Origin of the sequence: Sphingomonas sp. CFBP 13714 (assembly GCF_014842205.1) — a bacterium.
In the GTDB taxonomy this organism is placed as follows: Bacteria; Pseudomonadota; Alphaproteobacteria; order Sphingomonadales; family Sphingomonadaceae; genus Sphingomonas; species Sphingomonas aerolata.
In genome coordinates this window covers 135032-160809 of record NZ_JACYVG010000005.1, presented here as the reverse complement: position 1 = coordinate 160809, position 25778 = coordinate 135032, and the positions used below count along the sequence as shown (strand labels likewise).

Sequence of the window (25778 nt, the reverse complement as noted above, 5' to 3'; positions counted from 1 at the left end):
AGAGGCTGGCCTGTTGTCATGCATGACCCCTAAACGTTCTGAAGGCGCTGCGGTGTCCCACGAGCGCCGCGGTACGCATCTTACCGTATCGGACACTAGCTTCGAGAGGTGCTCTCACTACGGAATGCCGGACGATTTTGAACGCGACGCAGGTCCGTGCGTTGGTGTTGCTCGAGACGGGGCGCGCGCCCTTGGAACGCAAGGACACGAGATGGCAAAGCCCTTTACGATTGCAGTACCCGACGAGCGGCTCGCCGGCATCAACGCCAAGGTCGCATCGTTCGACTGGGGCGCGCTGCCGGACGCCGGAAGCTGGACGTCAGGGGTCGGCCTTGCGGACCTCAAGCGGCTCGTGGACCATTGGCGCATGCGGTTCGACTGGCGCGCGCAGGAACGTCGGCTGAATGCTCTACCCCAGTTCACGACGGAGGTGCTGGGTGAAAAGCTTCACTTCATTCATGCGCGGGGCGATGGGTCGCGCGCGCCCCTGCTCCTGCTGCATGGCTGGCCGGGCTCGTTCATGGAATTCGAGGCGCTCATCGCGCCATTGGTCGCCGACGGCCATGACGTCGTCGTGCCCTCGCTTCCGGGCTACGCCTTTTCCGGGCGCCCCGCCGCGCCGATCGGACCGCGCCGGACGGGCGAGTTGATGCACGGTCTGATGACCGAGCTTTTCGGCGATGCGCGCTTTCTGGTACAAGGTGGTGACTGGGGCGCGGCGATTGGGAGCTGGATGGCGCACGATCATCCCGAAGCCGTGGCCGCGCTGCACCTCAACATGGTGCTCCTTCAGGCGGCGGACATATCGCCAAAGACGCCCGACGAACTCGCTTGGGCGGCCCGACGTGCTACGCTGGCGAAAGAGGAAACCGGCTACGCACAGGAGCAAGGCACGCGTCCGCAGACGCTCGGCATTGCCATGTCGGATAGTCCCGTCGGCGTTGCCGCCTGGATTCTGGAAAAGTTCGGCGCTTGGGCGGACGTGCCGCGTGATGAACAGGGTCGGCCCGATCTCTGGCAGGTGTTCGATGAGGATACACTCCTCACCAACATCATGCTGTACCTCGTCGAGGGGTCCTTCATCACGTCCACCTGGATGTATCGCGGCCGTATGCTGGAGGGTTCGGGCGAACTTCCGGCAGGCAGCCGTATCAAGGTGCCGACCGGCGTCGCAGCCTTCCCCGATCCCGTCTTCCCGCCGCCCCCGCGCTCGCAGGCGCGCAAGACCTACAACATCGTCCACTGGAACGAGATGAAGGCAGGTGGCCATTTCGCGGCGCTCGAACAGCCCGGTCTCCTGCTGGCGGATATGCGACGCTTCTTTGCCGACCAGGCGTCCTCGAAAGCGCGCAGACGGCGTCGGATCGCCGGCGCGGCGGGTGTCATCGGCGTTGCCGCCCTTGGATTTTGGACGTTGGCGGATAGTCATCGACGCCCGGACGATACCCAAGCCCGGCATCGCGCGACCTACCCGCCACTGGATGTCCCGAAAGCTTTTGCCGAGGGCGTCTGGATCGTCGACAGCGGACCAATAAACGCGATGGGGATAGCGTTGCCCGTGCGCATGACGATCATCCGGCTCGAAAACGGCGATCTGCTGCTGCATTCACCGACCCCCTATTCGGCCGAGCTGGCCAGGGCGATCGAAGCGCTGGGCCGGGTACGGCATCTCGTTGCCCCCAACATCGCGCACTGGACATACATTGCCGATTGGCAACGGGCCTACCCGGATGCGACCACCTGGGCTGCGCCAGGGCTGCGGGACCGGGCACAGGTCCGCGCATCGTCGGTGCGGTTCGATGCCGAACTCGGTGGAACGGCCCCGGCCGAATGGTCGGACACGCTTGATCAAGGCATGGTGCCGGCAGGGGCTGGCTTTAACGAGATTTGGTTCTTCCACCGGCAGACCAGGACGCTCGTGCTAGTCGACCTCATCGAAAACCTCGATCCTGACAAGCTGCCGCCTGTCACGCGGCTATTGATGCAGGCCTCCGCTGCCACGGACGGCACGACCGCACGGTACCTTCGGCTACCAGTACGGCTAGGCGGCGCGGACGCTCGAAAAGCGGTGCGAGCGATCGTGGCGCTCGAGCCTGACCGGGTGATCTTCGCTCATGGTCAGCCGTTCGACTCCAATGGTGCTGCACGACTGAAGCGTGCTTTCGAATGGCTGATCTAGGCGGGCCTTAGGGCAGCTTCCGTGCCTAACTGCAGCGCTGCATCGCGCACCTGCCCGACGCGATCGAGGCAGTTTAGAAAAGTGATGCACGCTGCGCCGAAACGGTTTGCGCGTTGCGCATCGAAGACGTTTACAAGGAGTCACCAATGTCGTTTCCCCGTCCGTACGTCGCGTCCCCGCTCCGGTATGACAGCGGCATGCCCTATCGACGCACCGGCCGAAGCGGGCTGAGGCTCCCGGCAATCAGCCTGGGGCTGTGGCAGAACTTCGGTGGACAGGATGTGTTCGAGACGGGGCGAGCCATCCTGCGGCGGGCATTTGATCGTGGCGTGACCCACTTCGATCTCGCCAACAATTACGGCCCGCCCTATGGCTCGGCGGAGGAGAATGTCGGTCGCGTCCTCGCCTCTGATTTCGCGGCCCATCGCGACGAACTCATCATCTCGACCAAGGCGGGTTGGGACATGTGGCCCGGACCGTATGGGGATGTCGGTTCATCCAAAAAATACCTGATTGCGAGTTGCGACCAGAGCCTCAAGCGGATGGGCCTCGACTATGTCGACATCTTCTATTCGCACCGGGTGGATGCCGCGACCCCGCTCGAGGAGACGATGGGTGCGTTGGTGCAGCTTCATCGACAGGGCAAGGCACTGTATGTCGGCATCTCCTCCTACGAGCCGGGGCTGACCCGCCGTGCGGCCGAGATCCTGGCCGCGGAAAAGGTGCCGCTGTTCATCCACCAGCCCAGCTATTCGATCCTGAACCGGTGGATCGAGCGCGATCTGCTGGCGACGCTGGAGGAGCTGGGCGTCGGCTGCATTGCCTTCTCACCCTTGGCGCAGGGCATGCTGACGAATAAATACCTCCAGGGCGTCCCGCAGGATGCGCGAGCCACCCGTGACGGGTCGCTGTCACAGGCCTTGCTTACGGATCGGAACCTTGCTGCCATCCGTACCCTGAACGATATCGCAGGTGAGCGCGGACAAACCCTGGCCCAGATGGCGATCGCGTGGGTCTTGCGCGACCCGCGCGTCACGTCGGCGCTGATCGGCGCCCGCACGGTCGAACAGCTCGACGACTCCCTCGACTCGGTGAAGACGCTCGACTTTTCCGCCGACGAACTCACCGCGATCGACAACGCGGCCGACGATGGTGGCGTCAATCTCTGGTCGGGATCATCTGACATCACTGCACTGCCGACAGCGCAAGGAGTGCCCGCCTGAACAACGGCCAGGACGACCGCCTTCGGGACATTCCAGGCGGCGTTTGCGCGCCCAACCTTCGGACATCCGTTCATGCCCGGTTACGTTCGCCGACAGCGCCGCAAACAATTGTTAAAATACGCGAAATCGTAATCTGTTTGAGCAAATTACGTTTCTTGAGCCTTGCCCCGTCGTGATCTGAGAAACTCGCGACGCTCGTAGATGCTCGCCTCGAACGAAGAGCTCCGATGTCAGGCTGATAGCGGAATGCCTGCTTCCGATCCGGACCAAGCGGGGCGCCGCCTTACCGGGCCGGGACGACATGGTCGTGTGTTCCGATCTGGCGATGCAGCTTGAGCGAGCCGCCAGCCTGACGCTGCCACAGCCGTATGCCGCCGCCCATGACGGTGCCGGACTGGCCCCCCGCGGTCCACTCGACGCGGAATTTGGGATATTCGATCACCCACGCACCGTGATTTTCGAACGCCAGGGTCCAGACCCGCACGTCGCGGAAGGTCGCGCCGCTTCCCGCTGCAGTATAGGCGGTCAGATAGGGGCGGATCTCGGCCATGCCGGGTTTGGGCGTTTCGGCGAAGGGCATGAAGATGGCGTCGTCGGTATAATCCACGAGCTTCGCCTCGACATCCTTGGTCCGCACGGCTTCGGCGTCGCGGTCGTTATGCGCCCGTAGGAATTCGCCCACGGACCGATCGCCTGCGGCTAGCGGGATGGGCGAGGACGACGGCTCCGGGATCGCGGTGAAGAAGCCCGCGGGATCGGCCAGTGGGCGGAAATAACCCCAGGTGTCGGCCTTGAGCCTGAGGCTGCCGTCCCGCTCGACGCCCCAGACATGCGCGTATTTTCCGCGCTCCTCATCGGTGCGGTCGGACCAGCGGATCGTGAAGGTTCCGATCTCGACCAGTGTGCTGCCCAGGTCGAAGACTTCGCTCGTGACCGGCACATAGCTGATCACCTGCCGCCGTTCGCGCATCGCGCGGTGATAGGCCGCGATCTGGCGCGTGCCGATCAGCACCGGCTGATATTCGGGCATCGAGCGCGCATCGGCGCGGTAGAGCATGGCGCGGGCATCGGCATCATTGGCAAGCATCGCCTGACGCAGCTTAGCGTGCGCGGCGTTGACGCGTTCGGTCGGCGTCGCGGGAGGTCCGAACATCAGGTGCCGCGCGAAGAAGGGCAGCATATCGGTATAGAACCGCCCCTGCTCGCCCCAATGGCGGTCGCGAAAGCCGCCGCCATGCTCCTCGGCTTCGTGTGGAACGCCATATTCGGCAAGGAGATTGGAGAACGCCTGCGCGCCATAGACATGATCGACCAGCGTGTCCTGACGCCCCCAGTCGAACTTGAAGCCCCGCAGCGATTTGAGATTGTCGGCATAAGCGGGGAGCAAGGCCGTCAGCGCGAATCCCTGTTTGAAACGCGCCGTACGGTCGCTGTCCACTACGATGCGCCCGTCGACACGCCGCGCCGGTGGATCGAAGAACAGCGGCGGTCGGTTCGGGTTCGGCGCGAAGGCCTGATAGATCGACGTGAAGATCAGCGAGAAGCCGTCGTCCCGCAGATCGTCGAGCGATGTCGCGCGCGCCATGCGTTCCAAGTTCGGGCGGCTGTGCGTCGGCTGGATATTGGGGCCGCTCGCCACCGGCTGCATGCCATAGACCGCGCCGAATATTTCGGGATGGCGCATCCCGAAGCGGATCGCGCCATAAGCCCCCGGACCGTCCCCCGCGATCCCGCGCGAATCCCGGGTGGCGAGCGTGCGGTAGGTGGCATCGATGTGCGGCACCAGCTCGCGCACCATGAAATCCTCCCAATTGCCCGTCGCCGGCGAATTCACGTACCATGAACTGCCCGCGGGGGTCGTGAAGTCGGCGGTCACGACGATGACGTCGCCGATCAGACCCTGCCCTATCGTCTTGTCCAGCAACGCCTTTGCGCCGTGGCTGGCGAAGGGTTCGCGGTGATCTTCGAAGAAATAGTTGAGGAAGTAGAGGACGGGAAATCGCTTGCCTGCCTCGGCGTAGCGCGGCGGCAGGTAGACCGTGAGGTTGCGGACTGGCGAGATGCCGATCTTGCTGCCGGCGAAGCTGGTCGATTGCAGCGTGCTGACAACCAGCCGGCCCTGCGGCTGCGCCATCGCCGGAGCGACGAACAGCGCCAGCAAGCAACAGGCAACGGCGCAAAGCTTGCGGAGCCCGGTCATGACGACGCTCCATCGCTTTGCCACGTGGGGCCTGATGTACGCCGGAAGGGAATCACGAGTGTCTCGCGTTCCTGGCCCGCCGAGCGATTGAGGAAATAGACCGTGAAGCTATCCAGCCCGGTTCGCGAGAAAGTCGCGCCGTCGAAGTAGAAGCTGGTCGAATCGCGATCGACCAGCGGACGGTCGATATAAGCCGCCTGCGCTTCCCAGCCGGCGAGTTCCGGCGTGAAGTGCTTGACCCGAAGCGTCAGCGAATTGCCAATCTCGGCGAACACGCCGATCTCGTAAAAGGCGAGATTCTGGGGAGCGAGCGCACGGACGAAGCCCGGAAGCTGCCCAAAGCGAGGACTGAGAAGCACGTGCTCGACCGGCCCATCGGGCATGTCGCCGATCCAGTGGCCCTCGATCCACGCCATGTCGGCGATCGTCGCACGCGGCGCCTGGCGGCCTTCGGCGTGGAGCTTGATCATGGCCCGGGGGTTGGCGCGTTGCGCCGATGAAGGGCTTGCGGGGAACAGGATCGCCAGCGCGAACACCGCCGTCGGAAACCTGAAACGGGCATATGCCCTGTGGCTCAACCCCATGCCCACCCCCTGTTTTGGTTGAGCGGCATACGGGCCCGGAACGGGGTTCGCCGGCAATGGATTTTCGCCGGGCGGGTTCGGCGGATCGCCGAGCGGGATCAGCGGGTGAGGTAGACGTCGATTGGCTCGCGATATCGCCGGCTGAACCGGAGCTCCGCGCCGCACGCCAGCCGCACCACACCGTCGCCGTGCGTGCCGGGCCGGACTTCGACCAACCCGTCGAGCCGGACGATCGCGGCGCGATGGATCCGCGCGAACGCAGCCTGGGGCAATCGCGTCTCGAGCGACGTCAGGGGTTCGTGGATCAGCAAGCTGCGTCCACCGGCATGGACCTCGGCATAGTCGCCGGCCGCACTGATCCAGTCGATCTCGTCGAGCCGAATTAGGTGCGCCGAGCCACCGCCGCGCGCGATGAGCGGTCCCTGCCCACCGAGCAGCGATCGCATCCCGTCGCGCGGGCCGTCGCCCGTGCCGATCTGTCGCCGCACCCGCTCGATAACGCGGGCAAAGCGCTGGTCGTCGAACGGCTTGAGCAGGTAATCCAGCGCCTCCGACTCGAACGCGCGCACCGCATAGGCGTCAAACGCCGTCACGAACACGACCAGCGGCATCGCATCCACCCCGATCGCCTCGATCACGCCGAAGCCGTCCATCTCGGGCATCTGGACGTCGAGGAACACAAGGTCGGGCCGCAGCGTGCCGATTGCCGCCACTGCTTCCGCCCCGTGCCCCGCTTCGCCGACCACTTCGAAATCGTCGGGCCCTGCCAGCGACTGGCGCACCGCGCGGCGTGCCAGCGGCTCGTCGTCGATGATCAGGGTCCGGATCACCGCGGCACCAGGATGATGACGCGGAAGCCCTCGCCCGGCGCCGTGTCGATCTCAAGCGACTGGCGCTCGCCATGGAGCTGGCGCAACCGCAGCCGTGCGTTGCCGAGCCCGACGCCCTCGCGGATCGCGCCCGCGCCCTTGCCGTCGTCGGCGATGCTGATCCGCAGCATGTCACCCGCGGGCTTCGCCTCGATCGTCAGCGTGCCACCTTCGATCGTCGGCGCAATCCCGTGGCGCACCGCGTTCTCGACCAGCGGCTGCAGCAGCAGCGCCGGCACCTGGACGGTTTCCAACCCGGGCGCGATGGCGCGGACGATCCGCAGTCGCTCGCCCAACCGGGCTTCCTCGATCGCCAGATAGGTGTCGGTAAAGTCGAGTTCATCGGCAAGCGCGCTGTGCTGCGACCTGCGCTGATCGATCGACAGCCGCAGCAGATCGCCCAGCCGCGCGATCAGCCGCTGGGCGACGATCGGATCGTCGGGCACCAGCGCGGAAATGGCGTTGAGCGTGTTGAACAGGAAGTGCGGCTGCAACTGCGCGCGCAGCGCCGCGGTTTCCGCCTCTGCGAGCTGCGCCTCCAGCCGCGCCGCCGCGACTTCGCGATCGCGCATCGTCCGATAGGCGCGCGCGCCGAGCACGATCGCGACGAGCAGCGCGTAGATCATCAGATGGACGTGGATGCTGGTCGCCAGCTTCGTGATCAGCAGCGCATTGCTCCACGGCGCCCAGGGCGCGCGGACATAGATCATCGCGTTCACCGCGCTGTAGAGCACCGCATGCAGCACCGCGAAGAGCAGCCCGAAGGCCAGATGGATGACCAGCAGCCTGCCCAGCCGCCGCTCGTCTGCGAACGCTCGCGCCACGCTCACAACCCCGGGCGTCAGTGCTGCCCAGGCCGAATACCAGATCAGCCCATTGACCAATGCCTGCCCCAGCGCGAGCTTTGGCCCACCCGCGAAACCCGCGGCATAGGTCTGGAACGCCGTCACCACCGCGATCGCCAGCCACGCGGCCCAAATGCCCAGATAGCGAAGGACGCCTTGGCGATACGCTGCGGTCATGGCCAATCATGCACATTCGCCCGACATTGAACAGCCGCGTGGCAGGGACCGGACCTGAAGGATGAATGCAATAGAACTGCTCAACTGCGATAAATGCAGTTCCGATACAGATCGTCCGCTTAACCCCGCACGATCGGTTCGAAGCCGCCGACGTCCGCGTGCTCCCCAAATTCGCGACCGACGAATTCTGCCTCGCCAACGTCTATTGCGTCGGTGTCGCGATGCGCGCGAGGCGGCGCATTCCGACGCGGTGCAGGCCCTGCCAAAGGCAATCGCCGAATATCCGGTCGGCGCCGACCAGTGTAGCGACTTGATACCGGCGATCGGGTCAATCAAGGTCAACTTCACGCGTCTCGATCGGCGAGAGGGACCCGCCGTTGCCGACTAGGCCGTGCTGCGCATGACCGCTATCGAGGATAGAGAGATCGTCCTCGTCGACGCCGCCTGATTGTCACCTTCACTCTGTAGCGTGCCGCGTACCCGACCAAGCCCGAGGAGACATCGAATGCCGTTCGTCACCACCGTCGACAAGACCGAAATCTTCTACAAGGACTGGGGCAACACGGATGCGCCCGTCGTCATGTTCCACCACGGCTGGCCGCTCAGTTCGGATGACTGGGACGCGCAGATGATGTTCTTCGTCCAGAAGGGCTATCGTGTCATCGCGCATGACCGCCGCGGGCATGGCCGTTCGACCCAGTCGGCGAGCGGTCACGACATGGACAGCTATGTCGCCGACGTCATCGCGCTGACCGACGCGCTCGATCTGCGCGATGCCGTCCATGTCGGCCACTCGACCGGCGGTGGCGAGGTCGCCCGCTATGTCGCGCGCACCAAGCCCGGGCGGGTCAAAAAGGCCGTGCTGGTCAGTGCGGTCGCACCGATCATGGTCAAGACCGATACCAACCCGGACGGCGTGCCGATGGACGTATTCGACATGGTCCGCGAGCAGACGGCCACGACCGTTCGCAATTCTATTATGACTTCACGCTGCCCTTCTTCGGATACAACCGCGACGGCGCGGAGGTGAAGGAGGCGGTGCGGCTCAACTGGTGGCGCCAGGGCATGATGGGCTCGGCGCTTGCCCATACGCTCGGCATCAAGGCCTTTTCGGAGACCGACTTCACCGACGATCTCAAGGCGATCGACGTGCCGACGCTGGTCCTGCACGGCGAGGACGACCAGGTGGTTCCGTTCGCCACCACCGGCAAGATGTCGGCTGAAATCGTGAAAGACGCCAAGCTCATCTCCTACCCCGGCTTTCCCCACGGCATGCCGGTTACCAACGCCGATCGGATCAACGCCGATCTGCTCGCCTTCATCGAAGGCTGAGCCCCGGGCAGGGCACGGAGCGATGGCGCGCTCCGTGCCTCTGCACGACACGCTTCACAAGGAATTGCCGCGATGCCCGATCGGGTTCTGATCTTCTACGGCTCCTATCGTTCCGACCGGCAGGGCATTCGCCTCGCCGAGTGGCTCGTCCGCGCCTTTGCCGAACGCGGTGCATCGGCCGAGCTCATCGACGCCAGGGCGGTCGACCTTCCCATGCTCGACCGCATGTACAAGGAACATCCCAGTGGTGAGGCACCCCCGGCAATGGAGGCACTCGCCGAAAAGATCAGGACGGCCGACGCCTTCGTCTTCGTGGCCGGCGAATATAATTGGGGCGTGCAGCCCGGGCTCAAGAACCTCACCGACCACTTCCTGGAGGAATGGTACTGGCGGCCAGCGGCGATCGTCAGCTATTCGGCCGGACGGTTCGCCGGTGCGCGTGCCGGTCTCGCATGGCACGGCATCCTGTCCGAAATGGGCATGGTGGCGGTGTCCAGCACGATCGCGGTGGGTGGGATCGGCCACGCCTTCGATGCGAGTGGAGAACCGGCGGGCGACGGTGGCGCCGCCCTCACCCGTGCCTTCCCGCGCTTCGCCGACGATCTCGGCTGGTGGACGCAGGCCGCCCGCGCCCAGCGTGAGAGGCGTGATCCGCCCTATTGATCCGGCCGAAGTCCACGCCTCTTCATCACGGCTCCAAGCAACCAAGCTTGTTCACCCCTTCGCTGCCGCTGCGGCCAGCTCCTCCAGATCGAGATCATGCTCGAGATCGTGGAGCGTCTCGTCATCGATACGACCGGCACGGTGCAGGCGAACCAGCTCGGCGCGGCCGGCCGCGACCGCGGCGATGATGACGTCGAAATGGCTCGCGATCGCCACGTTGCGCTCCTCCACTGTCCCGTCGAACGCATCCGCTGCGGTTGCACGGGTCCGGTAGCGCCGCAGGAGCTGCGGATGGATGACCGTGCCGTCGACCGCCACCGCCTCGCGCTCGACAAGCGCCAACTGCGCCTGGAACAGCATCATCTCCGCCGCGTGCAGATCGAGCGGCGGTCGCGCGCTGCCGTCGTCATAGGGCTTCAGGGTCCGGATGACCCAGCCGAGCGAGGTGCCCTGCACCAGGACGGTAACGAGGATCACGACAAAGGCGGTGACGAGCATCAGATCCCGCGCCGGCATCGCCTCGGGCAGCGAGAGCGCAACCGCAAGCGTCACCACGCCGCGCATCCCGGCCCAGCTCATCACCACCGCCGCACGCGTTCCGAGCGGTTGCTGTCGCGTCCATCCGATGCGGCGACCGGTGGCGACGCCGGCATCGACCGCGAAGATCCACAGGAACCGCGCGGCAACGACCGCCAGAACGATCAGCAGCACGGGCCGCGCCATCGTGTCTATGACGATATCGAGCCCGCCGACCCGGTCAAGCAACCCCCGCAAAGACAGGCCGATGAGCAGGAATACGGTGGCTTCGAGAAGGAACACCAGCACCTGCCAGAATGCCATCGCCCGGATGCGTACGCGGGCGGTGAAGACGACATGCTGATACCAGCCGCAGACAAGGCCTGCAGTGACAACGGCAATGACGCCGGACACGTGCAGCAGTTCGCCCGCGATATAGGCGCTCCAGCAGACCAGCACGGTCGCTGCGATCATCAGCGTATCATCGCCGAGCCGGCGGAGCAGAACTACCCAGAGCCCGCCGATCACCGCGCCGACCGCGATGCCGCCCGCCACCAGCACGAAAAACGTTCCGGTCGCCGCCCCCAGATGGAAGCTGCCGGTCAGCACCGCCGCCACCGCAAACCGGAACAGCACCAGCCCCGCGGCATCGTTGAGCAGGCTCTCGCCCTCGAGCAGCGTGGTCAGCCTGCGCGGGAGCGTCACCCGCTGCAACACGGCACGGGCGGATACCGCGTCGGGCGGCGACAGGATCGCGCCCAGCGCGACGCAGGCGGCCCAGGGCAGTTCCGGCATCAGCAGCTTGGTCACGATCGCGACAACCGCCGTGGTGAAGAAGACGGCGCCGACCGCCAGCGAGAGAATGCCGGCCATGTGCCGCCGGAATGGCGCTACCGCGGTGAACCACGCGCCGTCCATCAGCAAGGGTGGGAGAAACAGGACAAGGACCAGCTCCGGATCGATCCCGATCCCTTGCACGCCAGGCACGAAGGCGACGGCGCATCCGCCGACGATCAGCGCGGCTGCTGGTGGCAGCGACAGACGCCGGGCCAGATAGTGAAGCCCCAGCACCACCAGGAACATGAGGATGATCAGCTCGAAATTTGCCGCTGGATGCACAGAGCCGCCCCTTTTTCTGCCCGCCCGGTGGTCCTGCAAGCTGTCCCGAATGCCGTCAATGCGATCGGGCCGCGCGCGCATTTGGACTGGGCCGTTCCCGGGCGATTGCCGTCGTCACGTTCGCCGCGCTAGTGTCGCCGCGCAGAGGGGACAGCGCTCATGGAAACGATCGGCCGTGACCTGCGGGAAATGCAGCGGGTTCCGCTACAGCCTGGGCATATTGCCGCCATCCGGGCCGCAGGGACGCGTAAGCACTATCCCAAGGGAATGATGCTCGCCGAGATCGGCGCGCCGGCCGACCGCTTCGTGTATGTCGAAGAGGGGGAGATCGAGGTCGTCAACCCGTTCACGGGCGATCGGCTGGTGCCGTCGACGCTGGGGGCCCACCCAGTTCATGAGCGAGATCTCGCTGCTGTCCGGCGGCACATGGTCGCTCCCGATGCGCGCCGCGAGCGACACGACCGTCGTCGAAGTCCCGCGATCAGCGATGCTTCGCCTTATGGCGGCGATACCGGAGATCTCGGACATCGTCATCACGGTCCTGGCCGCACGCCGCCGGCGGCAGCTGGATGCCGGCGACGGTATGCTGGTCCTGGTTGGCGAAGACGAGGACAGGGCCGTCAGAAGAGTGGCCGATTTCGCTGCGCGCAACCGCCTGCCCTACCGCTCCTACCGGCTCGGCAGCGCCGAGGCTGCCCATGTCGCCAGCAGTTGCGGAACCACGCCGCTGGAGCCCGTCGTGGTGTTCGGCCGCGACGTGGTGGTGAGCGATCCAACGCCGGAAAAGGTGGCACGGCTGCTCGGACTCGATCAGGACGTTCCCGAAGACGAGGCCTTCGACGTGCTCATCGTCGGGGCCGGCCCCGCCGGCGTGTCGGCGGGCGTCTATGCGGGAGCCGAAGGGTTGCGCGCGCTGGTGGTCGACGAGACCGCGATCGGCGGCCAGGCCGGCACGTCCAGCCGGATCGAAAACTATATGGGCTTTCCCACCGGCATCTCCGGCGCCGATCTTGTGTGGCGCGGCGAGGTGCAGGCGATGAAATTCGGCACGCGCTTTGTCATGCCCCGGCGGATCGAGTCGCTGGACCAGCTCGACAATGGCGCCTTCTGTGCGACCTTCGCCAATGGTCGGCGCGTTCTCGCCGCCTCCGTGGTGGTCGCCACCGGGGTCCAGTACAGACGCCTGCCCATCGCAAGCCTCGCCGAGTTCGAGGGCACGGGCATCTATTATGCAGCGACCGAGAATGAGGCGCGCTTCTGCCGGGATACGGAGGTGCTGGTCATCGGCGGCGGCAATTCGGCCGGGCAGGCGGCGATGTTCCTCAGCCGTACGGCACGCCACGTTCGCCTGCTGGTACGCGGCGACACCCTGGGCTCATCCATGTCCAGCTATCTGTCGAGCAGGCTCGAGGCGGACCCCGCGATCACCATCGAATACGGCACCCACGCCGTCGAACTTCACGGCGGGGACAATCTGGAGGCGGTGACGATCCGCAACGGAGACGGCGACCGCACCGTGGCCTGTACGGGAAAGCTATCGGCGGTGGGTAGGCCGTAACCGGCAATCAGGCTGTCGCCGATTGCGAGTATCAAAGGTCGGTCGAGTGTCATGCGCCGCTGTGAGATAGTTCACCTTCGATGCAATGTAAGGCGTCCGGTCACCATCGCGCCGCTCCTTTGACGCTGGTGCTCCTTCGTCTGCAACAAGATACAGACGGCCGATACGCATTCCGGCGACCATCGCACCATCAGAATTTCCAGACGACCTTTTGCCAACATCGTCGGCCTGGATGGGGTGATGGCCTAACGCCGGAACGCGGTCGTCGGCGCCGATGACGTGGCGTCGTACCTGCAACGTGGCACGGCGAACGATAAATATGCCCGAACTGCCCCGCCAGATGGCCGTCCCCAACGAAGCAGCTTTTGCAACATCAGCCGCCGCCGGAGTCCGTCTCACATTTGTCGTTATGAGCGGTTCGACGAGCCGGATGTATCTGGCTGGGTCAAGTCGAGCACTTCCAACCTTGCAGCGCCCCCTCTCCTTGCAATCAGGCTCCCTACTGGAACCTGGTACGTACCGCGTAAGGTGAACCGCTCGACACGGTAGACACCCCGATCAGTGCTGCTGGTCGAAAAGCCGGTGTAGCGTCGTTCGGAAACCTGCTTGAGGAGGTACCCTGCCCATCCCGTCGAACGCGAGCCGCGCAAGATTTCGGGTTCGTCCGTCTTGCCGTCGGGTCGGATCCAGAAGCCGATGTCGACCCATTTGATCGGATCGACATCGGACGATCTCGCGGGAAGCGGATTGCGCAAGTCGAACTTGCGCGCTTCGTCTTGCGCAGCCGCCAGCGCCGTAGGTCGATAAGGCGGCGCCCAGACCAGCTCAGGGCGGGTCGAGCCATCGCGGCCGATCGCACGCACCAGCTGGTCAATCTGCGCGTTGTCCTTTTGCCCCGCCGCCAGGCGCAACCGGACAACTTGCAGCAGGTTGCGCAACTTTGGATCCGCCGCGATCGGCCGGGCTTCGGCTTCGGCCATAAGCCTGGCCGCACCGGCCGTGTCGGCCCGTGCGTTGGCCAGTCTGACGCGGCGCAACGTCGCCTGCAGGGCGAGCACCGCGTTTCCGTCCGCCAACGCCTGACGCTCCACCGCCTTATACGAAATCTCGGCACTACGCCCCTTGCGCATCGCGAGCCACATATCGCCGGTCGCAAATGCCGCGGCAACGACGGCCGGGTCATTGGCCGGCAGATTGTCGCGCAGCGTGCGAACCTGCTCACCGACCGCGCTCTTGAACGCATCCAGATCACCGTCGTGCAAAGAGACGGTCGCATACGCTTCATACAGTGCGGACACCGGTTTCGGGTCGGTCGCAGCGTGACGCTTGTTACGAGATATGGCGCGCATAAGCGTGTGACGCGCCTTGAGATACGCACCATCCCGGAATTGCTGCTCGGCAAAGGCGATCGACGCCTGTGCATCGCGCAACGGCGGACAGCCCTGCTCGACGCAGGCTGCATACGCTTCCGAAAGCTGCCTGCCAGAAATTACGATATCGGGGGTGGCGGCCTGCAGCGACAATGCGAAGAATAAAGCAATCATCACCAGGCCTCCACTTCGAGTCGCACCTTGCACCGCTGCAAGCCTGACCTCGCATCAGTGACTGTATTGCGAAACTTTTATCTTTGCAGCAGCGAATGACTGATCAGAAGAGGAATGCCGACTCTCTCGATAGATGAGCGGTAAACCGGGTGGCCGCTTTTAGAGCGTGGAGTGTTAAATGCGCCACCGCATCCGCCTGTCTATGACTTCAGCGGCGCCGCCCTGACGAGTGGCATTCGCCCAACCACGTACTGGGCAGGACGTTGATCGCGGCACGCGGTGGTATTCTGCAGGCGGCTTTCTGGCGTCTCCTTACGGGGATATTACCGCCTTGTTCGGCTCGAGCATCGCGAGAATCTGGTTCTCGCAGATGTTGAGATCGAAGACGACCGTTTGCCGGCTGTGATCGTCGCCTGCGGCGGCGGTTGTCAGTTGAAGCCCCGTATATTCGCAAGGTCCCGTCCAATATGTCGATTTTGAATGGGTCGTGTGGTCCCCAACGGAATTGTTGGCCCTCTCATTGAAGTTGAGGATTTCGTAGCGCCCCGGGTCATGTCGCAATTTTGTCACGACCCGCGGGTCGTACGGAAACTCGTTCACGTGCCGTCGTGATCGACTTGGGTCCCGCAGGCTTATGATCTTTCGGTCCGAACAATTGACCAGAAGCAAGACCCCCATCTCGTTCTTTTGCTTCGGCGCTGGCAGCGCCAGAAGACCAATGGCGTCATCGGCAATCGAGGGTGCGCGCAGTTCACATATCGATTCCCGCACGCTCCTGACGACGTTGCCGGATTCGAGCGGGTTGGAAGCGACGGCCACCGCCTCGGAAAACATAAGAGCAACGGCAAACATCTTTGTCTCCGTTATTGAGCTGCCGGTTGATATTAGCACTAGTGCTTATCGGCAGCCAAGTCGGTTCAGCAGAGATAGTGAATGTTGGGCGGCTAGCAAATCTTGCCGGTTTCCACTGAGCCGGTTTACCGGAGCAGAAGCCCGCTGTTGGACAGCCCGCTCCTTGGCGCTGACATCCGCCGGGTCAGTCCGCTTTCACGAAATACTCTCTCGATAGACCTTTTCGGAAGTTACCGCTGGCAACGAACGATCAGACGTCATCGGGCTGAGCGAATGTCCGCGCTCTCGGCCGTATGAATTGCCACGGGGGTGTCCGACTGGGTATGGCTGAGATCCGCAGCGCCCTCGCCCTTATCGAAAACGGTCGGCAGTCTCTAAAACCGGCATGTCGGAAGTTCGTGCTGTTGCCGTCAGATATATCCGCTATGCTGGATTTATGGATAAGGATTCGGCTATCGTTGCGTTTGCTGCGCTCGCTCAGGGCACCAGGCTCGACGTATTCCGGCTGCTGGTGCGCCACGAACCGGAGGGCATGGCGGCGGGCGAAATCGCCCGCCGGCTCGACGTGCCGCAGAACACCATGTCCGCGCATCTCGGCATCCTAGCGCGCGCCGGCATCGTCCGCGCCGAGCGACAGAGCCGGTCGATTATCTACCGCGCCGATCTGGACGGCCTGCGCGCACTCACGCTCTTCCTGGTCAACGACTGCTGCGCCGGCTCGCCCGAGCTGTGCGTGCCGCTTCTGGCCGAACTCACCCCCTGCTGCTGAAAGGACGCGTCATGGCCGTCGACATCGTGATCTACCACAACCCCGCCTGCGGCACGTCGCGCAACACGCTGGCGATGATCCGCAATGCCGGCATCGAGCCGCACGTCATCGAATATCTGAAAACCCCGCCCTCGCGCGCTTTGCTGGTCCAGCTGATTGACCGCGCCGGTATGACGCCTCGCGAACTGCTGCGCGAGAAGGGGACGCCCTATGCGGAGTTGGGGCTTGGTGATGAGACGCTGACGGACGACGCGCTGGTGGACGCGATGATGGCGCATCCGATCCTCATCAACCGGCCACTGGTCGTCTCGCCGCTCGGCGTGCAGCTGTGCCGACCATCCGAAGCGGTCCTCGGTCTGCTTCCCGAGCCGCAACTGGGGGCCTTTGCCAAGGAAGACGGCGAAGCGGTGGTGGACGCCTCGGGTCAGCGCATCGCTTGATGCTGCTCGCGCTCGCCATCTTCGTCGCCACGATCACGCTCGTCATCTGGCAGCCCAAGGGGCTCGGTATCGGGTGGAGCGCGCTGGGTGGTGCGGTCGTGGCGCTGCTCGTCGGGGTGGTCTCGCTCTCCGACGTCCCGGTGGTGTGGGGTATCGTCTGGAACGCGACCGCGACGTTCGTCGCCATCATCATCGTCAGCCTGCTGTTGGACGAGGCCGGCTTCTTCGAATGGGCGGCGCTGCACGTCGCTCGCTGGGCGGGAGGACATGGCCATAGGCTATTCGTCCTGATTGTCCTTCTCGGCGCGGCCGTGTCGGCGCTGTTCGCGAACGACGGCGCGGCGCTGATCCTGACCCCGATCGTCATCGCAATGCTGCGGGCGCTGGGCTACCGCGACAGGGCGACGCTGGCGTTCGTCATGGCGGCCGGTTTCGTCGCCGACACGGCAAGCCTGCCGCTGATCGTCTCCAACCTGGTCAACATCGTGTCGGCCGACTTCTTCGGCATCGGGTTCGCCGACTATGCGTCGGTGATGGTGCCGGTCGACCTCGCGTCGATCGGTGCGACGCTGATCGTGCTGCTGCTGTACTTCCGCCGTGACGTCCCAGCAAACTACGACGTGGCGCAGCTCCGCGCGCCGGCCGACGCCGTCCGCGATCGGGCGACATTCCGGGCCGGTTGGGTCGTCCTTGCGGCGCTTCTGGCGGGCTTTTTCCTGCTCGAACCTATTGGCATACCGGTCAGTGCAGTCGCCGCTGCCGGCGCGGTGCTGCTGCTCGTCGTCGCCGGGCGCGGCCGCGTCATCGAGACGCGCAAGGTACTGCGCGGCGCGCCGTGGCAGGTCGTGATCTTCTCGCTCGGCATGTACCTGGTCGTCTACGGCCTGCGGAACGCCGGCCTGACCGACCACCTCGCCGGTCTGCTCGACCGCACCGCCCAAGGCGGCGTATGGGGCGCGGCGTTCGGCACCGGCATCATCGCCGCGCTGCTGTCGTCGGTCATGAACAACATGCCGACCGTGCTCGTCGGCGCGCTGTCGATCGACGCGACCCACGCCACGGGCGCGATCAAGGACGCCATGATCTACGCCAACGTGATCGGCTGCGACCTCGGCCCCAAGATCACGCCGATCGGCTCGCTCGCGACGTTGCTGTGGCTGCACGTGCTCGAGCAGAAGGGCATCCGCATCGGCTGGGGCTATTATTTCAGGATCGGCGCGACCTTAACGATCCCCGTGCTGCTGGTAACGCTCGCCGCGCTCGCCCTGCGGCTCGGTGCCGCCTGATGCCGTGGAATCGAACCAATGACAGGACATACCCCTGATGCCCCTGCGCACGCTTTCCGACCCCGACCATCTGCCCGCACTCGATCGACGCTACACGCTCGACCGGCCCGCCATCGGACTGGGTGCGGGAGACCCGCCCCCGCGCATCCTGCTGCTCTACGGCTCACTGCGCGAGCGGTCATATTCCCGGCTCTGCGTCGAGGAGGCCGCGCGCCTGCTCCGGTTCTTCGGAGCCGAGACGCGCATATTTGATCCCTCGACCCTGCCGCTGCCCGATCAGGTGGCTGGCGACGACCATCCGGCGGTCCATGAATTGCGCGAGCTGTCGCTATGGTCCGAGGGGCATGTCTGGTGCAGCCCCGAGCGCCACGGTCAGATCACCGGCATCATGAAGCTGCAGGTGGATCACCTGCCGCTGTCGATGGGCGGGATGCGACCGACGCAGGGCCGGACGCTCGCCGTCATGCAGGTGTCGGCCGGATCGCAGTCGTTCAACAGCGTGAACACGCTGCGCATCCTCGGCCGCTGGATGCGGATGGTGACGATTCCGAACCAGTCGAGCGTCGCCAAGGCGTTCGAGGAGTTTGACGACGCCGGCCGGATGAAGCCGTCCAGCTACTATGATCGCATCGTCGACGTGATGGAGGAGATGGTCCGCTTCACGGTCCTGCTCCGCCCTCACGCGGCCCAGCTCGTCGACCGGTATTCGGAACGGAAGGCTTCTGGCGTGCCGTTCGATCCGACAACCGATCTATCGAGCATTGCTACGGTGTCGCATCCATCACGGTGAACGAATGCCAAGTTTGGGGCAGTCTCGATGATGTGTCGACCGCGACATTCGACATCAATGCTCTGAGATTTCGGCGAATGGTTGCCGATCGCCGTCAGCGTCTTAAGCCGCCGACCTTTAAACGGCGCGTCCGAGATGAAGGCTCAGACACCGTCTTCGGGTCAGGACCCATTGATGCGAGAGGCGCGATCTGATTCAGGCTCCGTGAGGAGAGCGTGGAAAAGCGACCTGTGCTGGCTGACGGATGAGCCGATGGCGCGTCTGCAACCGTTGTTTCCCAAAAGCCATGGTAAGCCTCGGGTCAATGATCGGCGGGTGCTCCGCGGCATCGTTTTTGTCAATCGCAACGGGCTACACTGGTGTGATGCGCCGAAGGACTATGGGCGGCATTGCGGGCTGTTGCTTGTCCCAAAAAGGATGGTGTTTTGGGAATGGCGGCAGCCCTCATGATCTAAGCGACATGGACGCGATCCCGAGACCTATCCTCGTCGCGCCACACCGATCAACGCTGTGGAAGGGATCGGAAGTTGTGGCCGGCCTTCCATCATTCGACGCAGCTCAGCGACGATCACCCCCTTCTGTCCAGCGTCCAGACTCGTCCAGTCAGGCGATGGGCCGAAAAGCGCGTCGAGGTCGTCCATCGCTGTCATGTCGAGTTCGAAGTCGCGGGTCACAAGTTCGATTTGCGGATCACGATAACCTGCCTCGAACAGCGCGTCGGCAAGGCCCTTCTCGGTGCTTAGGGTCGCCATGGCCTCCGGCATGGGAGACAGGTCGCGCTCCGGAAACAGTCTCCGGATCAGCTGGCCGAGCAGCATGAACGCGCCGGCGCCACGATCTTGCCAGACCGCAACAACGCCGTATCCGCCGGGTCGTGTGACCCGTGCCATCTCGGCCAGCCCCTTTCGCCAGTCCGGGAACATGAACACCCCGAAGATCGAGAACACCGCGTCGAATTCAGCGTCGGGCAGGTCGAGCGCCTGACCATCCATCACCCGCGCTTCGACGTTCGGCACCGCCTTGGCCGCGATGCGCGCAACCATGCCTGGCGAGAAGTCGGTTGCCCGAACCTGCGCTCCGGTCCGCGCAGCTGCTAAGGCGAGCGCGCCGGTCCCGGCTGCAATGTCGAGCACCCGGGACGCCGGCGTCAACGGTACATGCGCCAACGCAGCTTCGACATAGCGCGTCGTGTAGGGATGCGCCGTCTTCTCGTATCGATCGGCCGCGCTGTCCCAGTGGTCGGCCTTGTTAAACTCACGCACCGGCTATGCTCCACGAATCATGCAACTCAATAGGTATCTTGATAGTGGGGGCTTGCCAAGTCGGTGCCAGCAACGAAGGTGGCGTCATGCGGAACGACGGTCGCCTCTCTCGTATGTTGCATGTGCTGATCCATATGGCGCGGCACGATGGCCCGATGACTTCGGAGACGATCGCCCGGATGCTGGGCACCAACCCTGTCCTGATCCGACGCACGATGTCGGGCCTGCGGGATGCGGGTTACGTCAGGTCGGAAAAGGGGCACGGCGGCGGTTGGGCTATCGCAGCCGATCTGAATGCAGTGACGCTACTGGACGTGCATCGTGCCGTTGGCGGCCCCCGCCTCTTTGCAATTGGAATTGAGCATCCCGAGCCCGGCTGCCAAGTCGCCAGCGTCGTCAACGAAGCCTTGGGGAACGCGCTACAGGAAGCGGAGCGGCTGCTGATTACGCGCTTGGGATCAATCAGCCTCGCGGCACTCGTCCATACCTTCAATGATCGCTGCGACCGCGCGGGCAAATAGACGGAGCAAGTCTTTCCCGATTGGGAATTTAGAGCGTGAAACCCGCCCCCCGATCGGGCTGACGGCCACAGGCGGGGGGCGCATTCCCCAAATCTGTTACCGTTTGCTCCGTCCCGAAATCGCCCCTCTGATATGGAAAATCACGGATGCCCGCGCTTAAAAATTGGCCGTTATTTGGCGCCCGGATCGCCAGCCTAAACGTCCGGACGTGGACGATACTGTTGGGCATCGCAGGGCTGCCCAGAGCAACATTCCGTGATCCCGATGCGGCTTTTGCCGTTCCAGCTTCCGACATCTGTTCAGGCTCGCCGCTGACTTGAGTTTTCAATCATGCCAGCGGTACGGAGCAGCTTTCGCGGGCCAGCGACGTATATCCGGTGCAGTGATCTCTCTTGACCCGCTCCTCAGAATTCATCCGATTGGCAAGTTATCTCGTCAGATGGAGGGGAGTGATGCGGGATGGCCGATCTTCCGAGAATCAGATCATTGGCGTCCTGCGCGAGCGTAAGGCTGAGGCAAAGACCTCGCCCGGAGAGCGGCGATATCGGCCAACCGAACTGTAGCTAAGCCAATCATGGCGATTTACGATTGCAGGTACGAGCATTACCGCCGACGGACTGATTTACAGGTAGTTGGAGGGAAAAGCGCTGACATTGGATCTCCGACCGAGCGCGTTGATCAAGGCGAATGCGGATAGCCTGCGCCAGACGGTCCGCGTGATCGTTGCGACTGCAGCAGCGTTTGCGGCGTACAAGACGCTCGGCCTGCACGAAGGCTATTGGGCGGTGTTCACCGTGCTGATCGTGATGCAGGCATCGATCGGGGGGACGCTCGGCGCAGCGACCGATCGGTTGCTGGGGACCTTGCTGGGCGCAGTGCTGGGGGGCATCGGCGCGGCGCTCGGGCGAACCGATACGCTCGAACTCGGGCTGGTGCTCGTCACCGTTACCGGCATCGCCGCGCTCGTCGCGTCGGTCCGGCCGCGGTTGCGGATCGCGCCGGTCACCGCGGCAATCATGCTGCTCAGCGCGCCGCCGGGCTCTTCGGTGGAGATCTTCGTCCGGGATCGCATCATCGAGATCGGCCTGGGCGGCATGATCGGTGTGCTGGCGGCGATGCTGATCCTGCCGGCACGATCGCACGGCGTGGTGATCGCGCGCACGCTTGCCGTGCTGAGCCATATCGAACGGATGCTGCGGGCGCAGGCCGACGCGTTGACCACCGGGCTGGCGCTGCCATCGTCCCCCGAACACGCCGCGCTGCGTCATGCGCTCGCCGCGGTGGAGTTGGCGATGAAGGACGCCGACCGCGAACGCGCCTCGCGTCTCGCCGATCACGGTATCCCCGCCGCCGTCCCGCGCACGCTCTGGCGTATCCGCAACGATTTGGTGCTGAGCGGTCGCGCACTCGACGAGCCGCTGCCCCCGGCGGCGATGGCAGCGCTCGCCAAGCCATCGGCGGCGATGCTGACCGCGCATGCCGCGCTGGCGACCCGGTGTTCAGAGGCGCTGCGCACGCGGGGCAAGGTCGATCGGGGCGACGTCGAAACCTGTTATCGGATGTTCGGTGCTGCGCTCGATCTGTTCCGACGGAGCGAGGCCGCGGCGACCCTGGATTTCGACGCATCGGGCCGCGTATTCGGGCTCGCCTTCGCCGCGGGTCGGCTTCACCGCGACCTGCTCGACCTTGCCGGTCGCGTCGACGAAATTGCCCCGACCAAGGTGCTCGCTGCCGAACAAAGCTGACCGCGCGACTTTGCCGCTGGCCCCGCGCGCGGTACTGGCGACGATGACCGAAACCTTATCGACGCCCGACCTCGCCACCGAACTGGTCGCGCTGCTCGACCTCGAACCGCTCGATACCGACCTGTTCCGCGGACTCCAGCGACCCGGCGCAACCGCGCGCGTTTTCGGCGGGCAGGTCGTGGCGCAGGCGCTGATGGCGGCGCAGCGTTCGGTCGATGCACCCGCCGTGGCGCACAGCATGCACGCCTATTTCCTACGCGCCGGCACCGAGACGCAACCGATCATCTTCCGGGTAGAGCGTGATTTCGACGGCAAGTCGTTCGCGAACCGCCGCGTCACCGCCAGCCAGAACGGCGCGACGATCCTGACGCTGGCCGCATCGTTCCAGCGCCCGGAAGCCGGCCTGGAGCATGCGGTCGCGATGCCCGACCTTCCCCCGCCAGAGGAACTGCGCTCGCTCGACATCCTCGCTGGTGACTATGCGGGTATCTCCGCGCAAGCCGTCGCGTTCCTCGGCCAGCCGTCCGCCTTCGATATCCGGCCCTGCGGCGTGCCCGCGTTCCTCCAGACCAAACCCGGCACGCCCGTATCCCATGTCTGGATCCGGTTTCGGGGTAGCGTGCCAACCGATCCCGTCGTGCGCCGCGGCTTGCTCGCCTATCTGTCCGATTATGCGCTGCTCAGTGCGTCGCTGATCCCGCACGGGGTCAACATGTTCGAGCACAGCATGCAGACCGCGAGCCTCGATCACGCAATGTGGTTCCACGACGACGTGCCGCTGGACGATTGGCTGCTCTATACCAGCGAAAGCGCGTGGTCGGGACATGGCCGCGGCATCGCGCGCGGTGTCTTCCATAGCCGCGACGGGCGAGCGATCGCGCATGTCACGCAAGAGGGATTGATCCGGATGCGGCCCGATCTCGCACCACGTACGACGCTCCCGCATATGCCCTGATCGGTGCACCCCGGATCGGATCAACGCGTAAAACCATGTTGACAGCGCATTTGTACGGACATTAGGATCATCTTACGCCAGTGAAGCTGGTTCCAGGATGTCGCGCCGCGCAAGACGGACGATCCCAATCGATGAGGATGTCTGTATGCGTCATTCGTACGCCGTATCGCTGTGCGCGTTGCTAGCCGTGCTGCCATCGGCAGCGCGGGCGCAGACGGCGTCGCCGCTCGATACCGATCCGTCGTACCAGACGATGCTGGCGCTGATCGACGAGATGGTCGAGAACAAGCTGGTCAGCCGCGAGCGCGCTGATACGCTGATCGCGAATGCCAAGGCGAAAGCCGGCCGTGCGCTTGCCGCGAATGCCCCACCTCCGGCCGCTGCCCCATCAACGGCCCCGCAACTGGCAGCGCCTGTGCCAGCACCCCCGTCAGCGGCCCCGACCCGCGTGCAGGTCGCCAACCAGACGGCCGATCCCGGCGCGAAGATCGCTCCCGTGCCGGTCGGTAACCCGCAGGTCGTCAACGCCGGCGGGGTCGCGCTGCCCGCCGATCTCGCGGTCGACTGGAGCCGGGGGGCCCCCGTGTTCAGCAGCCGCGACGGAAAGTTCACCTTCAAGATGCGCGGGCGGTTGTTGGCGGATATCTCTTCGACCGGGGGGTCGGATTTCGACCGTCGCAACATCACCGTCTCGACGCTGCGCCAGTTTCGCGTCGGCGCGATTGGCACAATCGGCGATCACCTATTCTATCAGTTCGAGACCGATTTCCGGCGCAACGCGACCGAGGTCGTGCAGGCGTTCGTCGGTTACCGCCAGAAGTTCGGCAAGACCGACGCCGATGTCCGGTTCGGCAACCTCATCACCGATCGCGGCATCGACATCGGCACCGCGTCGACCGCCAACCCCTTCATCACCACCAACATTAATACCACCGCGCTCGCGACGCAGGGCGGCAAGGTCTTCCTGATGGGCGCGGTCGGCCGTGCGGGCGGCAAGAACTGGCATGCGAGCCTTGGCGTTCACGGCGATGCGATCGACAGCGATTTCACGCGTAGCGACAACCGCATGCTGCTGGGCCGCGCGCATTGGAACCCGATCCTCACCAAGCATGGCCTGATCCACATCGGCGGTTGGGCGTACAGCGAGAACATCCCCGATACGACGCTGCCGACCACGTTCGCGCAAGGCATGGCGGGCGCGCTCAACAACAGCGTCCGTGTCGAGTCCGCGGCGCTGGCTGGCGCGGACGGATCAAAGGCGTTCGGCCTCGAACTCGGCGGCACGCTGGGGCCATTCTACGCGTTCGGCGAATATGGTCAGCGGACCGTGCATGGCGGCCCGACCTCGACCTTCCGCAGCGGCAAGATCAAGGCCTTGTCGGTCAATGGCGGCTTCTGGATCACCGGCGAGACGCCGACCTATGCCTCGCGCAGCGGCACCTATGTCGCGCCGAACGTGCTGAACTCGGTGCTCGATGGCGGATGGGGGGCGCTGGAGGCGGTGGTACGCTACGAGGATCTCGACAGTTCGAGCCTCCCGCTCGGCGGCACCGGGACGGCAGGTACGGTCGGCCTGAACTGGTCCCTAACCAACAATTTCCGGTTCATGGCGGACTATACCCATTTCCGTACCGACAACCGGACCGGCGGTTTCATCGGGCGCGATAGCGGCGACACGTTCGCGGCACGGGCCGAAGTGGCGTTCTGACCGTCGACGTCGGCTTCACCTTGCCAGCGTACCATAAGTTCGATAATGTCCGTACAAAGCGATAAGGAGGATGTATGAGCCTTTCGGCTATCAAAGTTGGCGAGCAACGCTACCGCGCGAGCTATGGCCGGTATCTCGAGGATTTCGTCGTGGGCGACATTTACGAGCATCGCCCCGGGCGGACGATAACCGACGCGGACAATATCCAGTTCTCGTTGATGACGATGAATTCGCACCCGATGCATTGCGACGCGCAATATGCCGCCAAGAGCGAGTTCGGGCGGCTGCTGGTGAATAGCGGGCTGACCCTGGCGATCGTGCTCGGCATGACCGTCAACGACGTGAGCGGCAAGTCCCCCGCCAATCTCGGCTGGACCGAGATCAAGCTGACGCACCCGGTGTTCGGCGGCGACACGCTGACCGCGGAAACCGAAGTACTCGAAATCCGCGAGTCCAAGTCGCGCCCGACGCAGGGGATCGTCACCACCCGCACTCGGGCGTTCAATCAGGACGCCAAGCAGATCATGGAGTTCACGCGCAACTCGCTGGTCTACAAGCGCGGCGAATCTCCCGACGACAAATAGCCCGACCGATCGACTAACCGGTCGCCGTTGGTGACCGGACGCCCCCAGCGCGGCCTG

At 64.6% G+C, this 25778-nt stretch carries 21 protein-coding genes and 3 pseudogenes; 16 read left to right on the top strand and 8 right to left on the bottom strand.

Annotated features, from left to right (window positions below; translation table 11 throughout):
• Positions 1–22: 22 nt before the first annotated feature.
• The 3 genes and pseudogenes from IFT54_RS21015 to mgrA form a co-directional block, all read left to right on the top strand.
• Positions 23–847 (top strand): annotated as a pseudogene (locus tag IFT54_RS21015) (epoxide hydrolase family protein); the annotation flags it as partial.
• A 717-nt stretch (positions 848–1564) separates the two neighbouring features.
• Complete coding sequence (locus IFT54_RS21010; protein WP_446740676.1) at positions 1565–2179, top strand: DUF4336 domain-containing protein; 615 nt, start codon at positions 1565–1567, stop codon at positions 2177–2179.
• A gap of 146 nt (positions 2180–2325) precedes the next feature.
• Positions 2326–3402: an L-glyceraldehyde 3-phosphate reductase gene (mgrA, locus tag IFT54_RS12805; RefSeq protein WP_192070923.1), complete on the top strand. Its 1077-nt coding sequence runs from the start codon at positions 2326–2328 to the stop codon at positions 3400–3402.
• A gap of 283 nt (positions 3403–3685) precedes the next feature.
• Here mgrA and IFT54_RS12800 read toward each other — a convergent pair whose 3' ends face one another.
• Genes IFT54_RS12800 through IFT54_RS12785 form a run of 4 tightly spaced genes read right to left on the bottom strand, consistent with a single transcriptional unit; the run spans position 3686 to position 8077 of the window.
• Entirely contained in the window at positions 3686–5602 is a 1917-nt protein-coding gene (locus IFT54_RS12800; protein WP_192070922.1) for an alpha/beta hydrolase-fold protein, read from the bottom strand.
• On the bottom strand, positions 5599–6243 hold the full coding sequence (locus IFT54_RS12795; RefSeq protein WP_192070921.1) for a DUF6265 family protein: 645 nt from the start codon (positions 6241–6243) through the stop codon (positions 5599–5601). Before IFT54_RS12795 ends, IFT54_RS12800 begins: the two co-directional genes overlap by 4 nt.
• A gap of 41 nt (positions 6244–6284) precedes the next feature.
• Positions 6285–7016: a response regulator gene (locus IFT54_RS12790; protein WP_192070920.1), complete on the bottom strand. Its 732-nt coding sequence runs from the start codon at positions 7014–7016 to the stop codon at positions 6285–6287.
• Entirely contained in the window at positions 7013–8077 is a 1065-nt protein-coding gene (locus IFT54_RS12785) for a sensor histidine kinase (RefSeq protein ID WP_192070919.1), read from the bottom strand. Before IFT54_RS12785 ends, IFT54_RS12790 begins: the two co-directional genes overlap by 4 nt.
• Positions 8078–8582: 505 nt before the next feature.
• Between IFT54_RS12785 and IFT54_RS12780 the strand changes: the two are divergent.
• Positions 8583–9409, top strand: a pseudogene (locus IFT54_RS12780) (alpha/beta fold hydrolase).
• A 72-nt stretch (positions 9410–9481) separates the two neighbouring features.
• Complete coding sequence (locus tag IFT54_RS12775; RefSeq protein ID WP_192070918.1) at positions 9482–10072, top strand: NADPH-dependent FMN reductase; 591 nt, start codon at positions 9482–9484, stop codon at positions 10070–10072.
• Between the two features lie 51 nt (positions 10073–10123).
• On the opposite strand, the gene IFT54_RS12770 is transcribed toward IFT54_RS12775, so the two are convergent.
• Positions 10124–11707, bottom strand: a complete 1584-nt coding sequence (locus IFT54_RS12770; RefSeq protein WP_342354827.1) for a Na+/H+ antiporter — start codon at positions 11705–11707, stop codon at positions 10124–10126.
• Positions 11708–12101: 394 nt separating this feature from the next.
• Between IFT54_RS12770 and IFT54_RS12765 the strand changes: the two genes are divergently transcribed.
• On the top strand, positions 12102–13265 hold the full coding sequence (locus IFT54_RS12765) for an FAD-dependent oxidoreductase (RefSeq protein WP_244648944.1): 1164 nt from the start codon (positions 12102–12104) through the stop codon (positions 13263–13265).
• Between the two features lie 407 nt (positions 13266–13672).
• Here the strand turns inward: IFT54_RS12765 and IFT54_RS12760 are convergent, their stop codons facing one another.
• Both IFT54_RS12760 and IFT54_RS12755 read right to left on the bottom strand, forming a co-directional pair.
• Positions 13673–14809, bottom strand: coding sequence for a hypothetical protein (locus tag IFT54_RS12760; protein WP_192071103.1), 1137 nt, complete (start codon positions 14807–14809; stop codon positions 13673–13675).
• Positions 14810–15121: 312 nt separating this feature from the next.
• Positions 15122–15661 carry a hypothetical protein gene (locus IFT54_RS12755; protein ID WP_159511788.1) on the bottom strand — a complete coding sequence of 180 codons (540 nt, stop codon included), beginning with the start codon at positions 15659–15661 and terminating at the stop codon, positions 15122–15124.
• Between the two features lie 436 nt (positions 15662–16097).
• Between IFT54_RS12755 and IFT54_RS12750 the strand changes: the two genes are divergently transcribed.
• The 5 genes and pseudogenes from IFT54_RS12750 to IFT54_RS12730 form a co-directional block, all read left to right on the top strand.
• A complete protein-coding gene (locus IFT54_RS12750; protein ID WP_159512852.1) occupies positions 16098–16430 on the top strand; it encodes an ArsR/SmtB family transcription factor in 333 nt (110 codons plus the stop codon).
• 11 nt (positions 16431–16441) lie between these two features.
• Positions 16442–16870 carry an arsenate reductase (glutaredoxin) gene (gene arsC, locus IFT54_RS12745; protein ID WP_159511787.1) on the top strand — a complete coding sequence of 143 codons (429 nt, stop codon included), beginning with the start codon at positions 16442–16444 and terminating at the stop codon, positions 16868–16870.
• Positions 16870–18156: an arsenic transporter gene (locus IFT54_RS12740; protein ID WP_159511786.1), complete on the top strand. Its 1287-nt coding sequence runs from the start codon at positions 16870–16872 to the stop codon at positions 18154–18156. Before arsC ends, IFT54_RS12740 begins: the two co-directional genes overlap by 1 nt.
• 37 nt (positions 18157–18193) lie before the next feature.
• Complete coding sequence (gene arsH, locus IFT54_RS12735) at positions 18194–18946, top strand: arsenical resistance protein ArsH (RefSeq protein ID WP_192070916.1); 753 nt, start codon at positions 18194–18196, stop codon at positions 18944–18946.
• 174 nt (positions 18947–19120) lie between these two features.
• Positions 19121–19375, top strand: a pseudogene (locus IFT54_RS12730) (transposase); the annotation flags it as partial.
• A 50-nt stretch (positions 19376–19425) separates the two neighbouring features.
• Here IFT54_RS12730 and IFT54_RS12725 read toward each other — a convergent pair.
• Positions 19426–20208, bottom strand: a complete 783-nt coding sequence (locus IFT54_RS12725; RefSeq protein ID WP_192070915.1) for a methyltransferase domain-containing protein — start codon at positions 20206–20208, stop codon at positions 19426–19428.
• An 86-nt stretch (positions 20209–20294) separates the two neighbouring features.
• Here IFT54_RS12725 and IFT54_RS12720 point away from each other — a divergent pair, with 86 nt between their 5' ends.
• From IFT54_RS12720 to IFT54_RS12700, 5 genes are all read left to right on the top strand, one after another.
• Positions 20295–20729: an Rrf2 family transcriptional regulator gene (locus IFT54_RS12720; RefSeq protein ID WP_192070914.1), complete on the top strand. Its 435-nt coding sequence runs from the start codon at positions 20295–20297 to the stop codon at positions 20727–20729.
• 653 nt (positions 20730–21382) lie between these two features.
• A complete protein-coding gene (locus tag IFT54_RS12715; protein WP_197984668.1) occupies positions 21383–22474 on the top strand; it encodes an FUSC family protein in 1092 nt (363 codons plus the stop codon).
• Positions 22475–22517: 43 nt separating this feature from the next.
• Positions 22518–23429 carry an acyl-CoA thioesterase gene (locus tag IFT54_RS12710; RefSeq protein ID WP_192070913.1) on the top strand — a complete coding sequence of 304 codons (912 nt, stop codon included), beginning with the start codon at positions 22518–22520 and terminating at the stop codon, positions 23427–23429.
• Between the two features lie 145 nt (positions 23430–23574).
• Positions 23575–25137 (top strand): OprO/OprP family phosphate-selective porin, encoded by a 1563-nt coding sequence (locus tag IFT54_RS12705; protein ID WP_192070912.1) that lies wholly within the window; start codon positions 23575–23577, stop codon positions 25135–25137.
• A 74-nt stretch (positions 25138–25211) separates the two neighbouring features.
• On the top strand, positions 25212–25721 hold the full coding sequence (locus IFT54_RS12700; RefSeq protein ID WP_031441432.1) for a MaoC family dehydratase: 510 nt from the start codon (positions 25212–25214) through the stop codon (positions 25719–25721).
• Positions 25722–25778: the final 57 nt, after the last annotated feature.

Coding starts and splice junctions, on each gene's coding strand:
- IFT54_RS21010 (WP_446740676.1), top strand. CDS start 1,565: ATGACGATCATCCGGCTCGAAAACGGCGATCTGCTGCTGCATTCACCG.
- mgrA (WP_192070923.1), top strand. CDS start 2,326: ATGTCGTTTCCCCGTCCGTACGTCGCGTCCCCGCTCCGGTATGACAGC.
- IFT54_RS12800 (WP_192070922.1), bottom strand. CDS start 5,602: ATGACCGGGCTCCGCAAGCTTTGCGCCGTTGCCTGTTGCTTGCTGGCG.
- IFT54_RS12785 (WP_192070919.1), bottom strand. CDS start 8,077: ATGACCGCAGCGTATCGCCAAGGCGTCCTTCGCTATCTGGGCATTTGG.
- IFT54_RS12775 (WP_192070918.1), top strand. CDS start 9,482: ATGCCCGATCGGGTTCTGATCTTCTACGGCTCCTATCGTTCCGACCGG.
- IFT54_RS12765 (WP_244648944.1), top strand. CDS start 12,102: ATGAGCGAGATCTCGCTGCTGTCCGGCGGCACATGGTCGCTCCCGATG.
- IFT54_RS12760 (WP_192071103.1), bottom strand. CDS start 14,809: ATGATTGCTTTATTCTTCGCATTGTCGCTGCAGGCCGCCACCCCCGAT.
- IFT54_RS12755 (WP_159511788.1), bottom strand. CDS start 15,661: ATGTTTGCCGTTGCTCTTATGTTTTCCGAGGCGGTGGCCGTCGCTTCC.
- IFT54_RS12750 (WP_159512852.1), top strand. CDS start 16,098: ATGGATAAGGATTCGGCTATCGTTGCGTTTGCTGCGCTCGCTCAGGGC.
- arsC (WP_159511787.1), top strand. CDS start 16,442: ATGGCCGTCGACATCGTGATCTACCACAACCCCGCCTGCGGCACGTCG.
- IFT54_RS12740 (WP_159511786.1), top strand. CDS start 16,870: ATGCTGCTCGCGCTCGCCATCTTCGTCGCCACGATCACGCTCGTCATC.
- arsH (WP_192070916.1), top strand. CDS start 18,194: ATGCCCCTGCGCACGCTTTCCGACCCCGACCATCTGCCCGCACTCGAT.
- IFT54_RS12720 (WP_192070914.1), top strand. CDS start 20,295: ATGCGGAACGACGGTCGCCTCTCTCGTATGTTGCATGTGCTGATCCAT.
- IFT54_RS12710 (WP_192070913.1), top strand. CDS start 22,518: ATGACCGAAACCTTATCGACGCCCGACCTCGCCACCGAACTGGTCGCG.
- IFT54_RS12705 (WP_192070912.1), top strand. CDS start 23,575: ATGCGTCATTCGTACGCCGTATCGCTGTGCGCGTTGCTAGCCGTGCTG.
- IFT54_RS12700 (WP_031441432.1), top strand. CDS start 25,212: ATGAGCCTTTCGGCTATCAAAGTTGGCGAGCAACGCTACCGCGCGAGC.